The sequence below is a fragment of the Nocardia sputorum genome (assembly GCF_027924405.1).
GTDB lineage: Bacteria > Actinomycetota > Actinomycetes > Mycobacteriales > Mycobacteriaceae > Nocardia > Nocardia sputorum.
This window is the reverse complement of sequence record NZ_AP026978.1, coordinates 4,671,769-4,694,207: the sequence shown is the minus strand read 5'-3', so window position 1 is coordinate 4,694,207 and position 22,439 is coordinate 4,671,769. Positions and strand designations below refer to the sequence as shown.

22 protein-coding genes are annotated in these 22,439 nt (G+C 71.1%); 16 read left to right on the top strand and 6 right to left on the bottom strand.

Annotation, left to right across the window (positions count from 1 at the left end; translation table 11 throughout):
- The first annotated feature begins 247 nt into the window (after positions 1 to 247).
- From QMG86_RS21140 to QMG86_RS21105, 8 genes are all read left to right on the top strand, one after another.
- Positions 248 to 2,614 carry a sensor histidine kinase gene (locus QMG86_RS21140; RefSeq protein WP_281874360.1) on the top strand — a complete coding sequence of 789 codons (2,367 nt, stop codon included), beginning with the start codon at positions 248 to 250 and terminating at the stop codon, positions 2,612 to 2,614.
- Positions 2,611 to 3,039 (top strand): roadblock/LC7 domain-containing protein, encoded by a 429-nt coding sequence (locus QMG86_RS21135; protein WP_281874359.1) that lies wholly within the window; start codon positions 2,611 to 2,613, stop codon positions 3,037 to 3,039. The genes QMG86_RS21140 and QMG86_RS21135 overlap by 4 nt, the downstream gene beginning before the upstream one ends.
- The gene (locus QMG86_RS21130) at positions 3,036 to 3,380 is read left to right on the top strand and encodes a DUF742 domain-containing protein (RefSeq protein WP_281874357.1); all 345 of its coding nucleotides are present in this window, start codon (positions 3,036 to 3,038) and stop codon (positions 3,378 to 3,380) included. Before QMG86_RS21135 ends, QMG86_RS21130 begins: the two co-directional genes overlap by 4 nt.
- A 16-nt stretch (positions 3,381 to 3,396) precedes the next feature.
- The gene (locus QMG86_RS21125) at positions 3,397 to 3,966 is read left to right on the top strand and encodes a GTP-binding protein (protein WP_281881049.1); all 570 of its coding nucleotides are present in this window, start codon (positions 3,397 to 3,399) and stop codon (positions 3,964 to 3,966) included.
- 108 nt (positions 3,967 to 4,074) lie between these two features.
- The gene (locus QMG86_RS21120; protein WP_281874355.1) at positions 4,075 to 4,494 is read left to right on the top strand and encodes a VOC family protein; all 420 of its coding nucleotides are present in this window, start codon (positions 4,075 to 4,077) and stop codon (positions 4,492 to 4,494) included.
- A gap of 66 nt (positions 4,495 to 4,560) precedes the next feature.
- Complete coding sequence (gene ppc / locus QMG86_RS21115) at positions 4,561 to 7,332, top strand: phosphoenolpyruvate carboxylase (RefSeq protein WP_434085604.1); 2,772 nt, start codon at positions 4,561 to 4,563, stop codon at positions 7,330 to 7,332.
- 42 nt (positions 7,333 to 7,374) lie between these two features.
- Positions 7,375 to 8,667, top strand: a complete 1,293-nt coding sequence (locus QMG86_RS21110) for a type III PLP-dependent enzyme domain-containing protein (protein ID WP_434086210.1) — start codon at positions 7,375 to 7,377, stop codon at positions 8,665 to 8,667.
- Between the two features lie 3 nt (positions 8,668 to 8,670).
- The gene (locus QMG86_RS21105; protein ID WP_281874351.1) at positions 8,671 to 8,934 is read left to right on the top strand and encodes a hypothetical protein; all 264 of its coding nucleotides are present in this window, start codon (positions 8,671 to 8,673) and stop codon (positions 8,932 to 8,934) included.
- Between the two features lie 53 nt (positions 8,935 to 8,987).
- On the opposite strand, the gene QMG86_RS21100 is transcribed toward QMG86_RS21105, so the two are convergent.
- Complete coding sequence (locus QMG86_RS21100) at positions 8,988 to 9,956, bottom strand: helix-turn-helix transcriptional regulator (protein ID WP_281874348.1); 969 nt, start codon at positions 9,954 to 9,956, stop codon at positions 8,988 to 8,990.
- A 62-nt stretch (positions 9,957 to 10,018) separates the two neighbouring features.
- Here QMG86_RS21100 and QMG86_RS21095 point away from each other — a divergent pair, with 62 nt between their 5' ends.
- Entirely contained in the window at positions 10,019 to 11,200 is a 1,182-nt protein-coding gene (locus tag QMG86_RS21095; protein ID WP_281874346.1) for an epoxide hydrolase family protein, read from the top strand.
- A 205-nt stretch (positions 11,201 to 11,405) separates the two neighbouring features.
- Here QMG86_RS21095 and QMG86_RS21090 read toward each other — a convergent pair whose 3' ends face one another.
- Positions 11,406 to 12,437 carry a helix-turn-helix transcriptional regulator gene (locus tag QMG86_RS21090; protein ID WP_281874344.1) on the bottom strand — a complete coding sequence of 344 codons (1,032 nt, stop codon included), beginning with the start codon at positions 12,435 to 12,437 and terminating at the stop codon, positions 11,406 to 11,408.
- Positions 12,438 to 12,500: 63 nt separating this feature from the next.
- Between QMG86_RS21090 and QMG86_RS21085 the strand changes: the two genes are divergently transcribed.
- Complete coding sequence (locus QMG86_RS21085; RefSeq protein WP_281874342.1) at positions 12,501 to 12,992, top strand: pyridoxamine 5'-phosphate oxidase family protein; 492 nt, start codon at positions 12,501 to 12,503, stop codon at positions 12,990 to 12,992.
- 76 nt (positions 12,993 to 13,068) lie between these two features.
- Here the strand turns inward: QMG86_RS21085 and QMG86_RS21080 are convergent, their stop codons facing one another.
- The 4 genes from QMG86_RS21080 to QMG86_RS21065 form a co-directional block, all read right to left on the bottom strand.
- Positions 13,069 to 14,316: an RNA polymerase sigma factor gene (locus QMG86_RS21080; RefSeq protein WP_281874340.1), complete on the bottom strand. Its 1,248-nt coding sequence runs from the start codon at positions 14,314 to 14,316 to the stop codon at positions 13,069 to 13,071.
- Positions 14,317 to 14,655, bottom strand: coding sequence for a YciI family protein (locus QMG86_RS21075; RefSeq protein ID WP_281874338.1), 339 nt, complete (start codon positions 14,653 to 14,655; stop codon positions 14,317 to 14,319).
- 12 nt (positions 14,656 to 14,667) lie between these two features.
- Complete coding sequence (locus tag QMG86_RS21070) at positions 14,668 to 15,252, bottom strand: dihydrofolate reductase family protein (protein ID WP_281874336.1); 585 nt, start codon at positions 15,250 to 15,252, stop codon at positions 14,668 to 14,670.
- Positions 15,253 to 15,365: 113 nt separating this feature from the next.
- Entirely contained in the window at positions 15,366 to 16,184 is an 819-nt protein-coding gene (locus tag QMG86_RS21065; protein WP_281874335.1) for an isocitrate lyase/PEP mutase family protein, read from the bottom strand.
- A gap of 64 nt (positions 16,185 to 16,248) precedes the next feature.
- Between QMG86_RS21065 and QMG86_RS21060 the strand changes: the two genes are divergently transcribed.
- The 6 genes from QMG86_RS21060 to argF all read left to right on the top strand — a co-directional run bounded on the left by QMG86_RS21060 (position 16,249) and on the right by argF (position 22,426).
- Positions 16,249 to 16,956 (top strand): ArsR/SmtB family transcription factor, encoded by a 708-nt coding sequence (locus QMG86_RS21060; RefSeq protein ID WP_281874334.1) that lies wholly within the window; start codon positions 16,249 to 16,251, stop codon positions 16,954 to 16,956.
- 125 nt (positions 16,957 to 17,081) lie between these two features.
- Complete coding sequence (gene argC, locus QMG86_RS21055) at positions 17,082 to 18,140, top strand: N-acetyl-gamma-glutamyl-phosphate reductase (RefSeq protein ID WP_281874333.1); 1,059 nt, start codon at positions 17,082 to 17,084, stop codon at positions 18,138 to 18,140.
- Positions 18,137 to 19,354 (top strand): bifunctional glutamate N-acetyltransferase/amino-acid acetyltransferase ArgJ, encoded by a 1,218-nt coding sequence (argJ, locus tag QMG86_RS21050; RefSeq protein ID WP_281874332.1) that lies wholly within the window; start codon positions 18,137 to 18,139, stop codon positions 19,352 to 19,354. The genes argC and argJ overlap by 4 nt, the downstream gene beginning before the upstream one ends.
- Positions 19,351 to 20,286 carry an acetylglutamate kinase gene (gene argB / locus QMG86_RS21045; RefSeq protein WP_281874330.1) on the top strand — a complete coding sequence of 312 codons (936 nt, stop codon included), beginning with the start codon at positions 19,351 to 19,353 and terminating at the stop codon, positions 20,284 to 20,286. Before argJ ends, argB begins: the two co-directional genes overlap by 4 nt.
- A complete protein-coding gene (locus QMG86_RS21040; protein ID WP_281874329.1) occupies positions 20,283 to 21,485 on the top strand; it encodes an acetylornithine transaminase in 1,203 nt (400 codons plus the stop codon). Before argB ends, QMG86_RS21040 begins: the two co-directional genes overlap by 4 nt.
- Complete coding sequence (gene argF / locus QMG86_RS21035; protein WP_281874328.1) at positions 21,482 to 22,426, top strand: ornithine carbamoyltransferase; 945 nt, start codon at positions 21,482 to 21,484, stop codon at positions 22,424 to 22,426. Before QMG86_RS21040 ends, argF begins: the two co-directional genes overlap by 4 nt.
- Positions 22,427 to 22,439 lie beyond the last annotated feature (13 nt).

Sequence of the window (22,439 nt, the reverse complement as noted above, 5' to 3'; positions counted from 1 at the left end):
TCTTCGTTGCCAGTGTGTTTAGAAGTCCGCACACTGTCTGATTTGTCTGATTCTCGCGTTGACGGCGCGGTGGCCCTGTGACAGTTTGCCCTTGATTTCCGTGTGCTCGCTGTGGAGCAGGCGCGGCGGCTGATCGGAGGAGCAGAGGGTGGTGCGGTCACCTGGACGACCGGAGAATTCCGGGGGCACAACAGTTGTCCCGCTCCGCGCTCCCGACGGTGCACGCCGCGTACCGGGCAGTGGAATCGTGCGTCCGCGGACCATCCGCGGGCAGCTGGCTCGCATCCTCGTCGTCTCGCTCGTTCTGGTGCTCGCCCTTCTCGGCGGGATGGTCGCGCGCGAGGTAGACGCGTACCGCAAGAGCCGGGACACGGTGGCCGCGGTGTCGCTGGCGCTGGCGGTGGCGGATCTCGTGCACGAGACGCAGCGCGAGCGCGGCCTGACCAATGGCTTGCTCGGCGGTGACCAGCGCTTGCGGCAGCCGGTCGACGACCAGCGCGGCGCGGTCGACCGCGCCCTGCGCACGTTGCGGCAGGCTTCGGCGGACGGTCCGCCCGGCGCGGAGCGGGTGCGGGCGGCCGCTCGGCCGCTCACCGACTTGGACCTGACCCGCTCGGGGATCGATGAGCGGCGCACATCCCGGCAGGCGGCGTTCCAGTTCTACACCGACGCCATCGATGGGCTGAACCGCTTGTCCCTCGGCCTCGACCAGGCCGCCGACCCGGCGATCCGGCACGGGCTGCAAGCGCTGCACGCGCTGGGTGAGGCGAAGGAGCAGACGGCCCGCGAACGCGGCTTCCTGAACGGCGTCTTCGCCTCGGATGCCTTCGGGCCGGGCGAGTACGCGCAGTTCCTCGACATCCGGGCGGCCAAGCTGGCCGGTCTGGCCGCGTTCGCCCGCGACGCGACCTCGGCCCAACAGGCGCGCCTGGACGCCGTGCTGGACGGCGCGGACGCGGTCGCGGCCGCCGAGTCGGAGAACATCGCGATCGCCTCCAGCGCCGGACCGCTGGCACGACCGGTCGATCCGATCACCTGGTGGGCGCGGATGACCGCGGTCATCGACGAGCAGCGCACCGTGCAGCAGGCGGTCGGCGACGACGTCCGGCAGCGGGCGGAGGCGCTGCGCCGCAACGCCGCTCTGATCCTCGGCGCGTTCGTGCTCGCCGCGCTGGCGGCGATCGCGCTGGAGGTGGCGCTGGTCGTCGCCGCGGTGCGCGCGATCGTGCGGCCGCTGGCCACGCTGGCCGCGGACGCCGACGACGTGTCGAGCAGACGGCTGCCCGAGGTGATTTCCGCCTGGCGCACCGGCGATGACACCCGGCCGCCGGACCCGCCCGCCCCGGTGCGAGCGCCGCCGGGCGCGGGCGTCGAGATCGCCGCCGTGGCCCGAGCGCTGGATCGGGTGCAATCCACCGCGTTCGACCTCGCGTCGGAGCAGGCGCTGGTGCGCCGCAACACCACCGAGTCGATGGTCAGCCTCGCCCGCCGCAGTCAGAACCTCGTGCGCCGCCAGCTCGGCCTGATCAGCGAATTCGAGCGCGAAGAGCTCGATCCCAAGGCGCTGTCGAATCTGTTCGAACTCGACCATCTCGCCACCAGGATGCGCCGCAACGCCGAGAGCCTGCTCGTGCTGGTCGGCGAGGCCAGTCCGCGCAGCTGGGCGGAACCGATTCCGCTCAGCGACGTGATCCGCGCCGGTTTGTCCGAGGTCGACGACTACCGCAGGGTGGTGCTGCGCCGGATGGACGATGCCCTGGTCGCGGGTGCCGCGGCGAGCGAGCTGGCCCACATGCTCGCCGAGCTGATCGAGAACGGGCTGGCGTTCTCCCCGCCGGATCTCGAGGTGGAGATCTACGGCCGTGCCGGACCGAACGGATATCTGCTGGCGGTGGTCGACCACGGTGTCGGCATGCCCCCGGGCCACTTGGCCCAGGCCAACGCGCGACTGCGCGGCGAGCAGGATTTCGTCGTCGCGCCGACCCGCAATCTCGGTCACTACGTGGTCGGCAGGCTCGCCGAGCGGCTCGGCATCAGGGTCGAACTGAGCGTCTCGCCGGTGAGCGGCATCGTGGCGCGCCTGACGCTGCCGCCGGGGATGCTCGAGGCGGAGCAGGAACAGCGCGGCGACCCGCGTGCGCCCGCGCCCCGCTCCGCCAGGCACAGCGATTCGAGTTCGCCGATGTCGCGCATGACCGCGACTGCCCGAGTTCACACAACGGTTCCGGCAGGGTCGTCGGACGGCACCCAGTTCGGTTCCGCACGATCCGAGCCGGCGGCGAGCGTCGGCGCCGCCGAAGCACCCCGCGCGGCAGCGGGATCCGAGGCGGACGAAGCATCCGTGCGACACACCGCGAACGGCCTGGTCAAACGTAACAAGAAGGCCCGCGCCGCCACCACCGGCGTTCGTCCCGACCCGGTACCCCGGCCGGAGCCGACCCCCGCGGTCGAGCGCTCACCCGAGCAGATCCGCGGCATGCTGTCGGCCTTCCGGTCAGGACATCAGCGTGGCGCGCCCGCACGGCGCGCCGCCGAATGCGACGACCGCTTCCGCGCGGGCGGCGCGGCGAACGAATTCCGATCCGCAGCGACCATGGCAGAGGAGATCCGGTGACCACCCCCATACCGAGCGCCGACCAGCACACGTTCGACTGGCTGCTGGCCAACTTCGTCCGAGACACGGACGGTGTGCGAGAGGCGGTCGCGGTCTCCTCCGACGGGCTGCTCATCGCCATGTCCGACGGCTTGGACCGCGCCTCCGCCGACCGGCTCGCCGCCATGGTGTCCGGGCTGGTCGGGCTCTCCAGAAGCGCTTCGCGCAGTTATTCCTTCGACGGCTTGAAGCTGATCATGATCGAGATGAAACGCGGATTCCTGCTGGTGTCCGCCATGGGCGGCGGCAGCTGTCTCGGCGTGATCGCCGACAGCGGCTGCGATGTCGGACTGGTCGGCTACGAGATGGCGGTGCTCGCCGACCGCGCGGGTGCGCTGCTGGATCCCGCGCTCATCGCCGAGCTGCGTGAGTCGCTGCGGCGATGAGATACGAACCGGCTCGGGGCGACGACCGATTCGTGCGTCCCTTCGTGGTCACCGCCGGACGCACCACACCGCTGTTGGGCGGACTGCGCGTCGAGACGCTGGTGCGGGCCGAGCCCGCCGCGCTGTCCGCACCGCTGCGCTTCGAGCAGCGCACCCTCGTGCGGTTGTGCCAGCGGCCGCATTCCATCGCCGAGATCGGCACCGCGCTCGGCGTCCCGATCGGGGTCGCCAAGGTCGTCGTTAGCGATCTGGCCGCCACCGGACACGTGACCGTGCGCGCCGCCGATCAGCTCACCGCCGCCGCCATCGAGAGGATCAGGGACCTTGTCCGGGCACTCTGACACACGCGCGCCGACCATGCCGTCCTCGGTGAAAATCGTGGTCAGCGGCGGATTCGGCGTCGGGAAGACGACGTTCATCGGGGCCATATCGGAAATCGAGCCCCTGGTGACCGAGGCGGCGATGACCGAGGTGGCGGTCGGCGTGGACGACGCGGGGCACGGGGCGGACAAGACGCAGACCACCGTCGCGCTCGACTTCGGGCGCATCACCCTGGACAGCGCACTGCTGCTGTACCTGTTCGGCACGCCGGGACAGGACCGTTTCGTCTTCCTGTGGGACGACCTGGTAGACGGCGCGCTCGGCGCGGTGATCGTGGTGGACACCAGTCGCGTCGACGACTGCTATCCGGTGCTGGACTACTTCGAGGCGCGCGGCACGCCCTTCGTCGTGGCGGTCAACCGCTTCGACGGCGGCACTCGCTTCGATCTCGACGAGGTCCGTGAGGCACTCGAGCTCGAGACGTGGATCCCGGTGCTGGAATGCGATGCAAGGCGACGTGATTCGGTGAAGCAGGTGCTGGTGTCGCTGCTCGAACAGGTCCTGTCGCACCGTGCGGATCACCTCACCGCCCGAGACGCGGGCTGAAATCGGGTCGATCGGCGACTGCGACAGTGCCCCGGGCCGCCGATGAATTCGCCGCGCGTGCGTCGTCTGTACTGTTGCCCGACCCTGACGAACAGAAGGAGCAGCAGCATGAGCAACGGCGCGGATCTCGCCCTCACCCACATCGGCGTCCTGGTCGCCGACCAGGACAAGGCACTGGAGTTCTACCGCGACGTGATCGGCCTCGAGGTGCGGGCCGACCTGCCGTTCGCCGGTGGGCGCTGGCTGACCGTCGGCCCGGCGAAGCAGCCGGGCATCGAGTTCATCCTGGAAACCCCGGAGATGGTGCCGGACGAGGCGGCCGGTGCGGCGGCGCGGGCGCGGCTGGCCAACGGCGCGCAGGGCACGCTGATCTTCACCACCGACGCCGTGGACGCCACCTTCGCCCGGCTGCGCGACGCCGGTGTCGAGGTGACGCAGGAGCCGATCTCCCAGCCGTACGGCGTGCGCGACTGCGGCTTCCGCGACCCGTGGGGCAATCACCTGCGCTTCTCCCAGCTTCCCGGCTGAGCCGATCGCGGCCGGTGTGGGCCGCGTCGCATACCCCGGCGGCCCGGCGGGCAATACTGTCTGATCATGGGCGAATCGATGAGCGAGACCGAACAGGACGCCATCCGGCCGCTGCGCGACGACATCCGATTTCTCGGCGGCGTGCTCGGTGACACCATTCGCGACCACGAGGGACCGGAGGTCTTCGACCTCATCGAGCGGGTGCGGATCGAAGCGTTCCGGGTGCGCCGCGAGGAGGTCGAGCGCAGCGCCGTCGCGGAGATGCTGGACGGTGTGGACATCGCGGTGGCCCTGCCGCTCATCCGCGCGTTCAGCTACTTCGTGCTGCTGGCCAATCTGGCCGAGGACATCCAACGCGATCGCCGCCGCGCCGCCCACGAGGCGGCGGGCGAACCGCCGCAGGACTCGTCGCTGGCGGCCACCTACCGCAAGCTGGACGCGGCGGCGCTGGACGGGACGCGGGTCGCCGATCTGCTGGCCGACGCACTGGTGTCGCCGGTGATCACCGCGCACCCGACGGAGACGCGCCGGCGCACCGTCTTCGACGCGCAGGCCCGGATCACCGAGTTGATGCGCCTGCGTCAGCGCTATGCCGAGAACGAGCGCGAACGGGCCGACCTGGAACTGCGGATCCGCCGCCAGGTGCTGAGCCTGTGGCGGACCGCGCTGATCCGCCTGGCGCGCTTGCGGATCCAGGACGAGATCTCGGTGGGTCTGCGCTACTACGACCTCACCCTGTTCGACGTGATTCCGGCGATCAACGCCGAGGTGCGCGCGGCGCTGCGCTCGCGCTGGCCGGGCGTGGAGTTGCTGCCGCGCCCGATGCTGCGTCCCGGCTCGTGGATCGGCGGCGACCGCGACGGAAATCCCTACGTCACCGCCGAGGTGGTGCGTCAGGCCGCCTACCGCGCGGCGGGCGTCGCGTTCGAGCGTTACCTGCGCGAGCTGGTGGAACTGGAGAAGACGCTCTCGCTGTCGGCTCGGCTGGTCGCTGTGACGCCCGAGGTCGCCGCGCTCGCCGAGACCGGATATCCCGATCCGGCCGCGCACGCCGACGAACCGTATCGCCGTGCGCTGCACCATGTCCGGGCCCGGTTGACCGCCACCGCGCTGGCCGCGCTCGGCGAGGTTCCGCCGAACGGACTGGACGCCGGGGCGCGCCCCTACCCGACTCCGCAGGCGGTGCTGGACGACCTGGACGCGATCGACGCCTCACTGCGGCGCAGCGGCGACGGCTTGCTCGCCGACGATCGGCTGGCCGCGCTGCGCCACGCCCTGGAGACCTTCGGCTTCCACTTGCAGAGTCTGGACATGCGGCAGAACTCCGAGGTGCACGAGCAGGTCGTCGCCGAACTGCTGGCTTGGGCAGGCGTGCATCCCGACTACGCGAGCCTGCCGGAGTCACGCCGGGTGGAGCTGCTCGCGGCCGAGCTGCGGACCCGCCGCCCGTTGCTCGGCCCGCACGCACGACTGAGCGAACTGGCCGTCAAGGAACTCGACATCGTCCGCGCCGCGCGCGAGGTGGTGGACACGCTCGGCGCGGCGGCGGTGCCGACCTACATCATCAGCATGTGCACGTCGGTCAGCGATCTGCTCGAAGCCGCCCTGCTCTTGAAGGAAGGCGGACTGCTCGACCCCGGGGAGCCGGACGGGCCGCCGAGCTGCCCGGTGGGCATCGTCCCGCTGTTCGAGACCATCGAGGATCTGGGCGCCGGGGCGGCCACGTTGTCCGCGGCGCTGGAGGTGGGTGTCTATCACGATCTGGTGGCCGCGCAGGGCATGCGCCAAGAGGTGATGCTCGGCTATTCCGACTCCAACAAGGACGGCGGGTATCTGGCGGCGAACTGGGCGCTGTACCGGGCCGAATTGGATCTGGTCGAGGTCGCTCGCAAGACCGGAATCCGGCTGCGGCTGTTCCACGGCCGCGGCGGCACGGTCGGCCGCGGCGGCGGCCGCAGCTACGACGCGATCCTCGCCCAACCGGCGGGCGCGGTGCGCGGCTCGTTGCGGCTGACCGAGCAGGGTGAGGTGATCGCCGCGAAATACGCCGAACCCGGTACCGCGCACCGCAATCTGGAGTCGCTGATCGCGGGCACCCTGGAGTCGACCTTGCTGGACGTGGAGGGGCTCGGCGCCGACGCCGAGCCGTCCTACGGCATCATGGACGACCTGGCCGCCCGTGCCCGCGCCGCGTACGCGCGGCTGGTGCACGAGACACCCGGTTTCGTCGAGTATTTCCGGCAGTCCACGCCGGTCGCCGAGGTGGGCGACCTGAACATCGGCAGCAGGCCCGCCTCGCGCAAGCCGACGAATACGGTCGCGGACCTGCGCGCCATCCCGTGGGTGATGTCGTGGAGCCAGGCGCGGGTGATGCTGCCGGGCTGGTACGGCACCGGAACCGCGCTCGAGGAGTGGATCGGCGGTGACCCGGAGCGCCTGGCCACCCTGGCGGATCTCTACCGGCGGTGGCCCTTCTTCCGCACGGTGCTGTCCAACCTGGCGCAGGTGATGGCCAAGAGCGATCTGGACATCGCCGCCCGCTACGCCGAATTGGTGGACGACGTGGCGTTGCGCGAGCAGATCTTCGGCATGATCCGCGACGAGCACGCCCGGACCGTGCGCATGCATGCCGCGATCACCGGAAACGACCATCTGCTCGCGGACAATCCGTCGCTGGCCGAGTCCATCCACAACCGTTTCCCCTACCTGGAGCCGCTGAACCAGATGCAGGTGGAGCTGCTGCGCCGCCTGCGCGCCGGGGACGACTCCGAACTGGTGAAGCGCGGCATCCTGCTGACCATGAACGGATTGGCCACCGCCCTGCGTAACTCGGGTTAGCCTTCGAACGGCCCCGGGCCGGGAGGAAGGAAGGTCGTGTCGATCGACGAAGCAGCGGTGGCGGCGCTCGCGGACCGCCGCATCGGTCCCGAACACAAGGGCATGTCACCCGCGTTCTGGGGGCGGACCGTGCGGGAATTCCGCGGTGCCGCACCGGCGCTCGACGAGCTGGAGACGCCGGTGCTCACGGTGGACCGCGCGGCCCTGTCGGCGAACATCGCGGTCATGGCCGACTGGGTGCGCGCGGCCGGGGTGCGGCTGGCGCCGCACGGCAAGACCACGATGGCGCCGCAGGTGTGGGCCGAGCAGCTGGCCGCGGGCTCGTGGGGCATCACCCTGGCGACCATCTGGCAGACGCAGGTGGCGCGGTCCTTCGGCGTCGCGCGGGTGTTGCTGGCCAACGCGCTGGTCGATCCGGTCGGATTGCGCTGGGTGGCGGCGGAATCGGCGCGTGACCCGTCGTTCGAGTTCCTCTGCTGGGCCGACAGCGTCGAAACGGTCGCTCTGATGGACGCGCATCTGCGCAGCGCCCCGGACGCGAAGCCGATCAGGGTCCTGGTGGAACTCGGCGGCGCGCACGGCAGAACCGGCGCACGCACGGTGGAACAGGCGCATGCCGTGGCGGCGGCTATCGACGCGGCGGCGCGGCTGACGCTCGCCGGGGTCGGCGGTTACGAAGGAGCGCTCGCCCACGACCGCACGGCAGCCGGTGTCCGCGCGGCGCGGGATTACCTCGGCGAACTCGCCCGCCTGCACCGGGAACTGCTGGCGGCGGGGCGATACCGCGGTCCGGCCGTCGTCACCGCGGGTGGCAGCGCCTATCCGGAACTGGCGCTGGAATACCTCGCCCCGTTGTCCGACGAACAGGGCAGGCAGGGTGTCGCGACGACCGTCGTGCTGCGCTCGGGCGCGTATGTCATCCACGACGACGGCTTCTACGCGAGCATGTCGCCGCTGGCGGATCCCGAGTGCGCGCGGCCGCTGCGCTCGGCGATGCACGGTTGGGCCCGTGCCCTCTCGCGCCCGGAGCCCGGGCTCGTGTTGCTGGATGCCGGCAAACGCGATCTGCCGTTCGACGAGGGACTTCCGATTCCGCAGCGCGTCGCGGGACCACGCGGCGGTGCGCCGGCCCCGGACGCGACGGTCTCCGCGCTCAACGACCAGCACGCTTTCCTCCGGTTGCCGGACGACGCCGAGTTGCCCCTCGGCTCGGTCGTACGGCTCGGTCTCTCCCATCCGTGCACCGCCTTCGACAAATGGCGGCTGATCCCGGTGATCGATGACGCCGACGCCCCGACACCGCGGGTGGTGGATCTGCTGCACACGTTCTTCTGATGCTTGCTGACCGCGTTCGGGTTCGACTACGTGCCCGGCAATGCGCGGCTGCCTCCGAGTTCTGGCATGCGCATCGCGCCTATGGCGATGCGGACGCTCGCGCGCGGGCGGTGTGGTCGGCTCCAATCCGATCTGCCTGTCAGCGCCGCTGCGCCGCTCGGCGGCGAAGATCCCGCCACCCTCGCCGCGATCGAGAACACCATGTACGCCAATGCCGTCACGGCATGGACGCCCAGGAATTCCTACGTCGATCGTCCGGAGCGGTAGCACTCGATGCAAGTCCGATCGCTGGCCGGCGTCCTGGCGCTGCTAGCCGACGTTCACGGCGCGGGGAAGGCACGCACGGCTCGCTCGCAGCGGACGGCTTGGGCGCGGAGGGCGTCGACGAGTTCCGGCGGACCCGTGAGCAAGGTGAAGTCCAGGTCGACCGACGTGATCATCCACACCAGCTGCTCGGGCGAGTCGCTGCCGACGTGCAGGCGGCAGCTGTGCTCGTCGACCGCTTCCAGGACGCCCATCCCGGGCCACACCCGGTCGGCGGCGTCGTCGGCCGAACGGTGCAACAGCACCGTCGCCTGCTCTGGCCAGGCGCGCGCCGACAGCCGCATCGAAAGATATGCCGCGACATCGCCTTCCGGCGGCTCACGGGGTGTGAAGCGTGGTCCGGTCGGGATCCGGGGGGTGATCCGGTCCACCCGGAAGGTGCGCCAGTCGGCGCGATCCACGTCCCACCCGACCAGGTACCAGTGCCTGCTGAAGTGCACGAGGGTGTGCGGCTCCACCGTGCGCGGGCCGAGCGCGCCGCCGTGCGCGCGATAGTCGAACCGCAGTCGTTCGTGGCGTTGGCACGTCTCGGCGATGGCCATGAGCGTGTCCGGACGAACCTGCGGCACCGGCGCGCCGACCCGCAAGGTGGCGCCGCGCAGGGTGCGCACCCGATGCCGCAAGCGGGACGGCAACACCTGCTCCAGCTTGGTCAGCGCGCGCAACGACGCCTCTTCGAGCCCGGTCGCGGCGCCGCCGGAGGCGCCGCGCAACCCGACCGCCACCGCGACCGCTTCCTCGTCGTCGAGCAACAGCGGCGGCAGCGCGGCTCCCGCACCGAGGCGGTACCCCGCGGCGCCCCGGGTGGCGTGCACCGGGTAGCCGAGTTCGCGCAGCCGATCGATATCGCGGCGAACCGTACGGCCGGTGACGCCGAGCCGCGCCGCCAACTCGGGCCCCGTCCAGTCGGGGCGGGTCTGCAGCAGGGTCAGCAGTTCCAGCAGGCGGGCCGACGTTTCCAGCATGCCGCCAGCATGCCGGAAAGTTAGGAACGATCTCGTCCTAAGCGCTTCCTACCGTGGCGGGCATGACTACCGCATCCGACATCAGCCCGTTTCGCATCGCCATCCCGCAGGAGAAGATCGACGATCTGCGCCGCCGTCTCGCCGCCACGGTGTGGCCGAGCGACCTGCCCGGCGTCGGGTGGGACAAGGGCATGCGCGTGTCCCACCTGCGGCCGCTGGCCGAATACTGGCGTACCGAATTCGATTGGCGTGCCGTGGAAGCGAGGCTGAACGAGCTGCCGCAGTTCGTCACCGCGATCGACGGGCGGCAGGTGCACTTCCTGCACGTCCGCTCGCCGGAGCCGGAGGCTCTGCCGCTGGTGCTCGGGCACGGCTGGCCCGCATCTTTCGCCGAGTTCCTGGAGGTGCTCGGACCGCTCAGCGATCCGCGGGCGCACGGGGGCGATCCGGCCGACGCTTTCCACCTCGTCGTGCCCTCGCTGCCGGGGTTCGCGTTCTCCGAGGTGTCCCCGGAACCGGGTGCGGGTTCGACCGAGCGGTTCGCGGACGTGGTCGCGGCACTCATGGCGCGCCTGGGCTACGACCGCTACGGCGTACAGGGCGGCGACGCGGGATACTTCATCGCCGCTCGGCTGGGCCATATCGCCCGCGAACACGTGGTCGGCCTACACGTGAACGGCCCGATCACGATTCCTTCCTGGGACGGCGAAGACGGCGAATCCTGGGGCGCGGACGGATCCGAGGCGCAGTGGTCTGCGGAGGACCAGGCGAAACTGGCCACGCTGACCGGCGCGGAGAGCTACTCCCGCTACGACTACGCGACCGTGCAGGCGCACCGTCCGCAGACGCTGGCCATCGGCCTCCAGGACTCGCCCGCCGGATTGCTGTCCTGGATCGCCGACCTGTTCCGGCAGTTCACCAACCCGGCGATCGAGGCGCCGGAGGACGCGGTGGGCCGGGACGCGCTGCTGACCAACGTCAGCCTGTATTGGTTCACCGGAACGTTCGCCTCCTCGCTGCGGCTCTACAGCGAATCCGCGGTATGGGGCGCGCCGGTGCAGAAGTCCGAGGTGCCGACCGCGGCGGCGATCTTTCCCGGCGACATGTCCGTGCGCAAACTCGCCGAGGACGCGCACAACATCGTCCGGTGGACCGAGTACGACCGCGGCGGGCATTTCGCGGCGATGGAGGCGCCGGATCTGTTGATCGCGGACGTGCGGGAGTTCTTCCGCACGTTGCGCTGAGCGATATGCCTGCCAGCTGTACGCCGGGGGCAGTACTGAACTGGCTGCGACAGAACCTCGCCCGCCGGCGGGGGCCGCTGCGCCGCGAGCGGCCCGCGATCAGAGCGTTCGATAATGGCGCCGAGGCTGTGGTCGGTCGTCGAACCGTATCGCTGAGCGGACGACGCCCGGGGTGAATCGTCCTGCGGTCGGTGAGTCGGCGCGATCAGCGGGTCGATCGTGGTCGCGCCGGGTCTGGGGCTGCCTGGGTAGGTGCGTGGGGGGCCTGGTTTCCCGAGTAGCGCGCGTGCATGGCGGCGGCGGTCGCCGCGAGTCGCGCGCGCAGCTGCGGCGGTTCCAGCACTTCGACGTGCTCGCCGAGCGGCAGCAGGCCGTGGGCCAGCACTTCGTAGGACTCCGACGGCACCACCACCTCCACCCATCCCTCGGCGTCGGGCGGCCCGGCGGAGGCCAGCGCCTCCGCCACCGCCGCCGGATCGTTCGTCAGCCGTAGCAGGCGCAGATGGGTGGCGGCGATCCGGCAGCGCGCCCGCACACGCAGCATGGATCGCGCGAACTCGTCGGCGGCCTCGGCCCAGTGCGCCCGCAGGTCGAATTCGGCTGGGCGAACGAAGGTTTCGCCGGTCGGTTCGGCGGCGACGAGCCGACCCACCCGGTACGAGCGCGGAGTGGACCCGCTGCGGGCGACGAGGTACCAGGTGCCCGCCTTGAGCACCAGGCCGAGCGGGTCGAGCAAGCGCTCGACCACCTTGTCCTTGCGGCCGTAGCGCACGCGCAACCGACGGTCGTGCCAGAGCGCGTCGGCGATCGTCGCGAGCGTCGGCGTCTCGTCCGGCTGGTGGAACCAGCCCGGGGCGTCGACGTGCACCCGCTCGGCGATGCGCGTCGCTCGCCCGCGCAGTTCCGGTGGCAGCGCGGCGAGCACCTTCAGCTGCGCGGTGGCCAGCACGGTGCCGAGCCCGAGATCGGCGGCGGCGCCGGGCAGGCCGGTCAGCAGCACCGCGTCGGCCTCGTCGGTGGTGAGGCCGGTGAGCCTGGTGCGGTAGCCGTCCACCAGCCGCACGCCACCGGCCCGGCCCGGCTCGCTGTAGACCGGGACGCCGGCCGCCGAGAGGGCCTCGACGTCGCGGTAGACGGTGCGCACCGACACCTCCAGTTCCCGGGCCAGCTCGGGTGCGGTGAGCCGGCCCCGGGTCTGCAACAGCAGCAGCAGTTGCACCAGTCGACTAGCCCGCATGCACGCGACACTAGCGGCAAACCTTGACAGGAGACGGCAAGTTTTCGCCGTACCGTCCTCGGCATGACCACTTGGAGCCGATTCACCGACGAAGCACCGCACATCGCCGAGGTCTTCCTGCGCAGGCATCGCGCGGCGGGCAATCTCTGCATGCTCGGCACGATCCGATCCGACGGATCCCCGCGGATCAGTCCGATCGAGCCGCGGGTCTTCGAGGAGTCGCTCGTGATCGCGGGAATGCCGGGCACGACCAAGTTCCGCGACCTCGCCCGGGACCCGCGCTTCTGCCTGCATACCGCCACCGTCGACACCAACGTCTCCGACGGCGACGCCAAACTCTTCGGCGCCGTCGTCGACAATCCCGACCGCGACGTGCACGCCCGTTTCGCCCAGCACCTTTTCGACGAGACGGGCTTCGACATCCGGGGCCAGGAGTTCGACCACTTCTACGTCGCCGATCTCACCGGGGCCTCGACGGTGGAGGTAGCCGGTGACCATCTCGACATCACCATCTGGAAGCCGGGCGAGGGCGAGCGCGTGGTGCGCAAGCACTGAGCCGACGCCACTCGCACTCCAGGGCCGTCAACTGGCTCGGGAAGCCGCGGAGGTCGCCTGGCGTGAGCACGGGCCGTCAATGGCACCGGCGCGGCTGCTGTCCGCCGAGCTCGGCGCGCCTGCGCACCAGAAAGTTCCGTTCGGCCACATTCCCCGTGCGGGCGATGGCGGCGTCGTAGGCGGCAACGGCCTCCTCGGTGCGGCCGAGGCGGGTCAGCAGGTCGGCGCGGATGGCATGGAACAAGTGGTACCCCGCCAGCGGTAGTGCGTCCACCTGTTCCAATGCCGTTGCGGGACCGCATACTTCGGCGACCGCCACCGCGCGATTGAGCGCGACCACCGGGTTCGGCGTGAGCGCGGCCAGCTGGTCGTAGAGCCGCACGATCTGACCCCAGTCGGTAGCCGCGGCGACGGGAGCGTCGGCATGCACCGCGTTGATCGCCGCCTGGATCTGGTACGGCCCCGGCCGGTCGCGGCGCAGGCACTGCCGGACCAGGGCGTGCCCTTCGGCGATCAGGTCGCGGTCCCAGCGCCTGCGATCCTGGTCCGCGAGGGGGATCAGGGAGCCGTCGGCGCCGGTACGGGCCGCCCGGCGGGACTCGCTCAGCAGCATCAGCGCGAGCAGGCCGGTCACCTCGGGCTCGTCCGGCATCAGCTCGGCCAGGAGACGGCCCAGGCGAATCGCCTCGGCACAGAGGTCGGTCCGGACCAGCCGCGCGCCGGAGGAGGCGGTGTGCCCCTCGGTGAAGATCAGGTACACCACGGCCAGCACCGCGCGTAGCCGGCCGGGCAGCTCCGCGTCGGCGGGCACCCGGTAGGGAATGCGGGCGTCGCGAATCTTGCCTTTGGCGCGGACCAAGCGTTGCGCCATGGTCGTTTCCGAGACCAGGAAGGCCCGGGCGATTTCCGGGGTACTCAGTCCGCCGAGCAGCCGGAGGGTCAGCGCGACCTGCGCCTGCGGCGCGAGAGCGGGGTGGCAGCAGGTGAAGATCAACCGGAGACGGTCGTCACGCACGCCGCTCACCGCCTCTTCCGGCTCGTTCTCGGCGCGCAGGAGGGCGGCCTGCGCGTGCCGGTCCGCGCGGGAGGCCTCACGGCGCAGGCGGTCGATCGCCCGGTTCCGAGCGGTGGTGATGATCCAGCCGGGCGGGCTCGGCGGGAGACCGTCGGCGGGCCAGCGCTGGACGGCGGCGGTGAACGCGTCCTGCACCGCGTCCTCGGCGACGCCGATGTCACCGAAGACGCGGATGAGACTGGCGACCGCCCGGCCGTAGTGCTCGGCGAAGACCGCTTCGATCACCGAGCCGGTCACGGGTTCGCCCATCTACTCGTCCTGGATCGGACGGACTTCGATGGGCAGGCCGACCACGGCGGTGAGCTTGCGGCCCCACTCCAGCGCCTCGTCCAGATCGGCGGCGCGGATGACGGTGAACCCGCCGATGTGCTCCTTGCCCTCGACGTAGGGGCCGTCGGTGATGAGCACGTCGTCGTCATGAGCGCGCAGCACGGTCGCGGTGCCGGACGCGTGCAAACCCGCGGCGAACACCCAGGCCCCTGCCGCCCGCATCTCGTCGTTCAGCGCGGCGAGCTCACGCATGATCTCGTCCAGGTTCTCCGGCACGCCTTCATCGGGCTGGTAGATGCTGAGCAGGTAGTGCTTCATCGCTCGTCCTCCTCATCCGCGCCGGTAGGTGGTGATGACGACACCGGTACCGGTCGTCACGGTGTCGGCCGACCGCAGCCGGCCCAACGCCACGCCGTCGAACAGGCGGCGACCCGTGCCGAGCACCAAGGGGTGGATCAGCAACAGGAACTCGTCCACCAGATCGTGGCGCATCAGCGAGCGCAACAGGTCACCGCTGCCCAGAACCACCAGATTCCGCTCCGGTTGCCGCCGCCGCAACTCGGGCACCGCGGTCACCGCGTCGCCGCCGAGCCAGGTCGAGTTCTGCCAGGGCAGCGGTCCGCTTCCGGTGCGGGAGGCGACGATCTTCTCGGTCTTGTCCAGCGCCTCGGCCATCGGATTGCCGACTTGCCGCGGCCAGTATCCCGCGAAGTCCTCGTAGGTGCGCCTGCCGAGCAGCAGCGCGCCGCGGTGCGCTGCCATGTGCCTGCCCAAGACCTCGGCCTGCACCGGATCGTCGTGCCGGTGCGCCCAGCCGCCGTGGGCGAATCCGTCCCTGCTGTCCTCGTCCGCCCGCCCCGGCGCCTGCATGACGCCGTCCAAGGTCAGGTGCTCCACCGCGATGATCTTGCTCATCTCCGCTCCTTCCGCGACCGGCTCGGCGCCGGCCTCACCACCTACACGAACGGGCCTCCGGCGGATCGACAGCATCGCCGGGATTTTCGGGCGGATATTCCGGCGGCTCCCGATCAGGACGGCAGCTGGGCGGGCAAGAGGCGTTGGATCTTGGGATAGCTCACGATGCCCGACGGAACGGCAGCGTCCTGCCGTACGGCACGCGCGACGTCCAGGGCGGCCGACAGCGCCGCGCGGTACAGCAGCGATCCGGTGCTGATCCGGCGTACGCCGAGCTCGGTCAGTGTCGCGAGGCTCGGTCCCGTGGGCGAATAGAGGACGTTGACCGGTACTTCACTGCACGCTACGACCTGCTCGATACGCGCCGGGTCGGTCAGGCCGGGGACGCAGACGCCGTCGGCTCCGGCAGCGGCGTACCGCCGCGCGCGGTCGTGGGTAGAGCCGTGATCCAGGCCCAGCCAATGCGTGTCGACGCGGGCATTGACGAACAGTTCCGGCGTGCGTTCCTTGACCGCGGCGATCAGCGCGGCCTGCTGCTCCGGTGCGGCCAGCGCCGACCCGCGTCGGCCGTCTTCCAGGTTGACGCCCGCGATGCCGCAGGCGGCGAGTTGTTCGGCGAAGTCAGCCACCGCGCCGGGCCGCTCGTCGAAACCGCCCTCGATATCGACGGTGACCGGGACCGGTAGCCCCGCGATGCGGCGAGCGGCCGCGAAGGTCTCCGCCTTGGTGACACCCGCGCCGTCGGTGCGTCCGGCCGCGGCGGCGACGCCCAGGCTGGTGGTGCCGATCGCTGGGAATCCTTCGTCGGCCAGCAGGGCGGCCGAGGCGAAGTCCCAGGCGTTCGGCAGGACCAGGGGACTGTCGCGGTGATGCAGACCGCGGAAGATGTCGAAATCGGTCGGCGGCGGCGTCACCGCAGAAGGCGAAGTCATGCCGCGACCGTAGCGACGGGACGTTTCGGCGACCGCCGAAACGACGACGCGCCATCATGGTGGGATGCCGACCAGAGGAGCCCAACTGGCGGGCTTGGCCGCTCTGCTCGCCGACCGTACCCGCGCCGACATCTGCCTGGCGCTGGTGGACGGACGGGCCTGGACCGCGGGCGAGCTCGCCCGCCACACCGGGGTCGCGCCGTCCACCGCGACCGAGCATCTGGACCGCCTGCGCGACGGCGGACTGGTGGTCGAGCACCGGCAGGGCAGGCATCGCTATCTGCGGCTGGCGGGCCCGCACGTGGCGGACCTGCTCGAAACCATGGTCGCCCAGCTCGACCTGCCCGCCGCCCCGGCGACCGGGCTGCGTACCGCCACCGTCGCGGCAGCGCTGGCCCGCGGCCGCACCTGCTACGACCATCTCGCGGGCCGGTTGGGCGTGGCCGTCACCGACGCGATGATCGCGCGCGGCCTGATGAACGCCGACGGCGGTTTCGCGCTGACCGAGCCCGGTCTGGCGTGGCTCACCGGACCGATGGGCGTGGACCCGGCCGCGCTGCGCGGCACGCGGCGGCCGGTGGCCCGGCCGTGTCTGGATTGGACGGAACGGCGAGTCCACCTGGGGGGCTCGGCGGGCGCGCAGCTGTGCCGCCGCCTGAAGGATCTCAGGTGGATCGAAGGCGTCGGCAGCGGGCGCGCGGTGCGCGTCACCGCGCTGGGCGAAGCCGGGCTGGCTGAGACGCTGCACATCGACTGTTCGGCACTGCGCTGAGCTGTCCCGCACCCGGCCGCGCGGCCCGTCGTTTGCGCGCAGACGTGACGGGTATCAGGTGCTCGTGACCACGCTCGCGGCGACCAGGCTGTGAATGAGCTTGCACAGTCATGCATAATCATCACATGGTTGATTCCTCGGTCGGACCCGTCGTGCGGGTCGCGGTAGCCGGTGCCAGCGGGTACGCGGGCGGCGAAGTGTTGCGACTGCTGCTGGGGCATCCCGCCTACCGAACCGGGCGCCTCGTCATCGGGGCGCTGACCGCGGGCTCGAACGCGGGCACCGCGCTGGGAGAGTTGCAGCCGCATCTGCTGCCGCTGGCCGATCGGGTGCTGGCGCCCACCACGGCGGCCGAACTGGCCGGCCACGACGTGGTCTTCCTCGGCCTGCCGCACGGCCAGTCCGCGGCCATCGCCGCCGAGCTGCCCGAGTCCACGGTGATCATCGACTGCGGCGCCGACTTCCGGCTCACCGACCCGAAGGCCTGGGAGAAATACTACGGTAGCCCGCACGCGGGCAGCTGGCCCTACGGACTGCCCGAGCTGCCCGGCGGCCGGGAGAAGCTGCGCGCCGCGACGCGGATCGCGGTTCCCGGCTGCTATCCCACCGTCGCCAGCCTCGCGCTGGCTCCCGCCGTCGCCGCGGGCATCGTCGAGCCCACCGTGCACGTGGTCGCGGTGAGCGGTGCCTCCGGCGCCGGCCGCAAACTGGACATCGGTCTGCTGGGCTCGGAGGTGATGGGCTCGGCGCGGGCCTACGGCATCGCGGGCGCGCACCGGCACACCCCGGAGATCGCGCAGAACCTCACGGCGGCGGGCGGCACCGACGTCGCGGTGTCGTTCACGCCGGTGCTCGCGCCGATGCCGCGCGGCATCCTCGCCACCTGCACCGCGCCGACCCGCGTCGACGCCGCGCAGGCGCGCGCCGTCTACGAAAAGGCTTACGCGGACGAGCCTTTCGTGCACCTGCTGCCGGAAGGCGTGCTGCCGCAGACCGGTTCGGTGCTCGGCTCCAACGCCGTCACCCTGCAGGTCGCGGTGGACGCCGACGCGGGCCTGCTCGTGGTGATCGGCGCGATCGACAACTTGACCAAGGGCACCGCGGGCGCCGCGGTGCAGTCGATGAACCTGGCCCTCGGATTCGAGGAGACCGCAGGACTTTCCACCGTAGGAGTGGCACCGTGACGACAGCCGACATCGCCAGCGGCAAGCTGGTCCGCACCCAGGGCGTGACCGCACCGCTCGGCTTCCGCGCGGCGGGCATCGCCGCGGGCATCAAGGCCAGCGGCAAGCCGGATCTGGCGCTGGTGTTCAACGAGGGACCGGAATACCCGGCCGCCGGCGTATTCACCCGCAACAAGGTGAAGGCCGCTCCGGTGCTGTGGTCACAGCAGGTGCTCACCGGCAAGCGGCTGCGCGCGGTGATCCTGAACTCCGGCGGCGCCAACGCGTGCACCGGCCCGGGCGGATTCCAGGACACGCACAAGACCGCCGAGGAACTCGCCGCCGCGCTGAGCAACTGGGGCACCGAGACCGGAGCCGGGGAGATCGCGGTCTGCTCGACCGGACTGATCGGCGACCGGCTTCCGATGGACAAACTCATCCCCGCAGTCGCCGAGATCGTGCACGAGATGGGCGGCGGTCTGTCCGGCGGCTCGGATGCCGCCTGGGCCATCATGACCACCGATACCGTGCCCAAGGAGGCGGCGTTCCACCACCGCGACAAGTGGAACGTCGGCGGCATGGCCAAGGGCGCGGGGATGCTGGCCCCGTCGCTGGCGACCATGCTGGTGGTGCTCACCACCGACGCGGCGGTCACCGCCGATCAGCTCGACCAGGCGCTGCGCAACGCCACCGCGCGCACCTTCGACCGGCTCGACGTGGACGGCTCCTGCTCCACCAACGACACCGTGCTGCTGCTGGCCAACGGCGCCAGCGAGGTCACCCCGAGCCAGGAGGAGCTGGACGCGGCCGTGCTCGCGGTCTGCGACGACCTGGCCGCCCAGTTGATGGCCGACGCCGAGGGCGTCACCAAGCGGGTGCTCGTCACCGTCGCGGGCGCGGCCACCGAGGACGAGGCCGTGGCCGCGGCCCGCACCGTCGCCCGCGACAACCTGGTCAAGACGGCGCTGTTCGGTTCCGACCCGAACTGGGGCCGGGTGCTGGCGGCGGTCGGCATGGCGCCGGTGACGCTGGATCCGAACCGGATCTCGGTGTCGTTCAACGGCAAGCCGGTGTGCGTCGACGGTGTCGGCGCGCCCGGCGCACGGGCGGTCGATCTGTCCGGCACCGACATCGAGGTGCTGATCGAGCTGAACGTCGGCTCGGCGCGCGCGACCATCCGCACCACCGACCTCTCGCACGGTTACGTCGAAGAGAACTCGGCCTACAGCTCATGACCAGCGAGGTGCTGCACACGCTTTCCGCGCTGGACAAGGCGCACGTCCTGGCCGGCGCCCTGCCGTGGTTGCAGAAGTTCCGGGACAAGATCGTCGTCGTGAAGTACGGCGGCAACGCCATGGTCGACGACGACCTCAAGCAGGCCTTCGCCGCCGACATGGCGTTCCTGCGCACCGTCGGCGTGCACCCGGTGGTGGTGCACGGCGGCGGCCCGCAGATCAGCGCGATGCTGAAAAAGCTCGGCTTGCAAGGCGAATTCCGCGGCGGCTTCCGGGTGACCACGCCCGAGGTGATGGACGTGGTGCGGATGGTGCTGTTCGGCCAGGTCGGCCGCGAGCTGGTCGGCTTGATCAACACGCACGGCCCGTACGCGGTCGGCATCTCCGGTGAAGACGCCGGACTGTTCACCGCCACCCGCCGCACCGTCGAGGTCGACGGCGAGCCCACCGACATCGGCCTGGTCGGCGACGTCACCGAGGTGAACCCGGACGCGGTGCTCGACCTGATCGGCGCGGGCCGTATCCCCGTGGTGTCGACCATCGCGCCGGACGCCGAAGGCGTGGTGCACAACATCAACGCCGACACCGCCGCCGCGGCGCTGGCCGAGGGCATCGGCGCCGAGAAGCTGGTGATGCTCACCGACGTGGAGGGCCTCTACACCGACTGGCCGGACCGGTCCTCGCTCACCTCCAGCATCGATACGACCGCACTGGCCGAGTTGCTCCCCCGCCTCGATGCGGGCATGGTGCCCAAGATGGAAGCCTGCCTGCGCGCCGTGACGGCCGGGGTGCCGACCGCGCATGTCATCGACGGCCGGGTCCCGCACGCCGTGCTGCTGGAACTGTTCACCGGAGAAGGAATCGGAACGATGGTGACTCCCGCCCCGCTCATCCCGAACGGGTCCGGCGCACCGAACGGAACGAAACAATGAGCACAGCTGAACTGCAGAAGCGGTGGTCTGCCGCGCTGATGAACAACTACGGCACACCGAAGGTCGCGCTGGTGCGCGGCGCGGGGGCCGTGGTCTACGACGCGGACGGCAAGCGCTACGTCGATTTCCTCGGCGGCATCGCGGTCAACAGCCTCGGCCACGCCCACCCGGCGATCCTGGAGGCGGTCACCCAGCAGCTCGGCACGCTCGGGCACGTGTCGAACCTGTACGCCAGCGAGCCGGTCGTGGAGCTGGCCGAGCGGCTGCTCGCGCACTTCGGCGACGGGGAGGGCCGGGCGTTCTTCTGCAACTCCGGCACCGAGGCGGTCGAAGCGGCGTTCAAGATCGCGCGGTTGACCGGGCGGCCCAAGATCGTCGCCTGCGAGGAGGCGTTCCACGGCCGCACCATGGGCGCGCTGGCCCTCACCGGGCAGCCGTCCAAGCGGACCCCGTTCGAACCGATGCCCCCTGGCGTCGTGCACGTGCCCTACGGCGACGCCGCGGCGCTGGAAGCCGTGGTCGACGAGGACACCGCCGCGGTGTTCCTGGAGCCGATGATGGGGGAGAGCGGCGTCGTGGTCCCGCCGTTCGACTACCTCGCCAAGGCGCGCCGGATCACCGCGCGCAACGGGGCGCTGCTGGTGCTCGACGAGGTGCAGACCGGCATCGGACGGACCGGGAAGTTCTACGCCCACCAGGCCGTCGGCATCGTGCCCGACGTCATCACGCTGGCCAAGGGCCTCGGCGGCGGGATGCCCATCGGCGCGGTGCTGGCCAACGGGCGGGCGGCCGAACTGCTCACCCCCGGCCTGCACGGCACCACGTTCGGCGGCAACCCGGTCTGCGCGGCGGCGGCGCTCGCGGTGCTGCGCACCATCGACGAGACCGACCTGCTCTCGCACGTCGAGTCGGTGGGCAAGCGGCTCAGCGACGGCATCGAACTGTTGCAGCATCCGCTGATCGATCAGGTGCGCGGTGCGGGCCTGCTGCTGGGCATCGTGCTCACCGACGAGGTGTCCGCGCTGGTCGAGGCGCGGGCGCGGGAGGCGGGCTACCTGGTCAACCCGGCCAAGCCCGACGTGATCCGGCTGGCACCGCCGCTGGTGCTCACCGAGACCCAAGCCGACAATTTCGTCGCCGACCTGCCGGAGATCCTCGACGCCGCGCTGGCGGACGCGAAAGGGGCTGCGGCGCAATGACCTCCGTGCGGCATTTCCTGCGTGACGACGACGTCAGCCCGGCCGAGCAGGCCGAGATCCTCGCGCTCGCGGCCGAACTCAAGAAATCGCCGTTCGCGCGGCGCCCGCTGGACGGCCCGCGCGGCGTCGGCGTGATCTTCGAGAAGAACTCCACCCGCACCCGGTTCTCCTTCGAGATGGGCATCGCCCAGCTCGGCGGGCACGCGGTGGTCGTGGACGGCCGCGACACCCAGCTGGGCCGGGAGGAGACGCTCGGCGACACCGGCCGGGTGCTGTCCCGGTACGTGGACGCCATCGTGTGGCGCACCTTCGAGCAGTCCCGGCTCGACGAGATGGCCGCCACCGCCACGGTGCCGGTGGTCAACGCGCTGTCCAACGAGTTCCATCCCTGTCAGGTGCTCGCCGACCTCCAGACCCTCGCCGAGCACAAGGGCGAGCTGACCGGACGCGAACTGGCCTACTTCGGCGACGGCGCGAACAACATGGCGCATTCGCTGCTGCTCGGCGGCGTCACGGCGGGGCTGAACGTGACCATCGCCGCGCCCACCGGATTCGAGCCGCAGCCGTGGGTCGTGGAGGCCGCGCGCAAGCGGGCCGCCGAGACCGGCGCCACCGTCACGGTGACCGGCGACCCGGTCGCCGCCGCCTGGGGCGCCGACGCGCTGGTCACCGACACCTGGACCTCCATGGGGCAGGAGAACGACGGCTTGGACCGGGTGGGCCCGTTCCGCCCGTTCCAGCTCAACGCCGACTTGCTCGCCCACGCCAAGCCGGACGCGGTCGTGCTGCACTGCCTGCCCGCGCATCGCGGCGAAGAGATCACCGACGAGGTGCTCGACGGGCCGCACAGCGTGGTGTGGGACGAGGCGGAGAACCGCCTGCACGCGCAGAAAGCGCTGCTGGCCTGGCTGCTGGAGCGACGATACGGGGGAGCGGCGTGAGCGGTCGGGCCGG